Annotated in this window: 2 protein-coding genes; both read left to right on the forward strand. The window is 64.7% G+C overall.

The features are described 5' to 3' along the window. Positions 1 to 175: 175 nt before the first annotated feature. On the forward strand, positions 176 to 607 hold the full coding sequence (locus tag P1J78_RS24955) for a DUF5681 domain-containing protein (protein ID WP_275570072.1): 432 nt from the start codon (positions 176 to 178) through the stop codon (positions 605 to 607). After that, positions 604 to 816 carry a hypothetical protein gene (locus tag P1J78_RS24960; RefSeq protein ID WP_275570073.1) on the forward strand — a complete coding sequence of 71 codons (213 nt, stop codon included), beginning with the start codon at positions 604 to 606 and terminating at the stop codon, positions 814 to 816. The genes P1J78_RS24955 and P1J78_RS24960 overlap by 4 nt, the downstream gene beginning before the upstream one ends. Positions 817 to 1,017: the final 201 nt, after the last annotated feature.

Here is a 1,017-nt window from a genome sequence, read left to right on the forward strand (position 1 = left end):
TGCCACCAGAGACGCGTCTGGGGCGGCTTTGGATGACGCTACGGCTGCTTCTCCTGATGTCCTAGCCGGCACGTCGCCGGCGGGCGATAGCCGGAGCCTGGCTGCGTTCGCTGCGCGGCTGGGAGCGCTGTCGAAGCATTCCAGCGCCGCTGTCGAAACGAGGCATTGACGACCGATGGCACGAAAAAACGACGGCAAAACGTACACCGACGACAGGGGCAAGTTCGCGCCGGGCAATCCCGGCCGGCCGAAGGGCGCGCGACACAAGACGACGCTCGCCATCGAGGAGCTGCTTCAGGGCGAGGCCGAAGGTCTGACCCGCAAGGCCGTAGACCTGGCGATGGGCGGCGACACCACGGCTCTCAGGCTGTGCCTGGAACGCATCGCGCCGCCGAGAAAGGACACACCCGTGGAATTCGAACTCCCGCCCATGGAGACCGCCCAGGACGCCGCACAGGCCGCACAGGCGGTGCTGCTGGCCGTCTCCGGCGGCTCCATGACTCCGATGGAGGGTGCGAGCGTCATGGCCCTCGTGGAAGGCTACAGGAAGACCCTGGAGACCTCCGAACTGGAACTGCGCATATCGGCACTGGAGAAAGCGAAATGAGCGCATTGCGGAAACGCGTGAAGAGACTGGAAGGCGAATCCGATGGCGGACTGTCGGTCCTCGTGGCGGATTCATTCAACGACGGCGTGCCGGTCATAGGGACGGTCTGGGTGCGCGGGCAGACGTATGAGCGGGAAGGTGGTGAAAGCCAGGAGCAATTCCTGGCCCGCGTCGAGCGCACATCCGGCACTACCATCGAAAGGCCGTGAGATGCAGCTGAGACGACGACTGGATCGCCTCGAAGACCGAAAGGAAGGCGGGATGGAGCCGGTCTACGCTTTCGTGACCTTCGTGGAGAAGGCCGGCGAACGTGGGCTCTGTGGGCAGGCGATCACCCCGGCAGGGGTATTCAACCGGGCAGACGGTGAATCCGAAGGGGCCTTCCTCGTAAGGGCATTTGCGGCGAATGC

This window comes from Psychromarinibacter sediminicola, from assembly GCF_029168335.1.
Classification (GTDB): Bacteria; Pseudomonadota; Alphaproteobacteria; order Rhodobacterales; family Rhodobacteraceae; genus Psychromarinibacter; species Psychromarinibacter sediminicola.

Bases quoted from the DNA above. Each gene is read 5' to 3' on its own strand.
- P1J78_RS24955 (WP_275570072.1), top strand. From the start codon at position 176: ATGGCACGAAAAAACGACGGCAAAACGTACACCGACGACAGGGGCAAG.
- P1J78_RS24960 (WP_275570073.1), top strand. From the start codon at position 604: ATGAGCGCATTGCGGAAACGCGTGAAGAGACTGGAAGGCGAATCCGAT.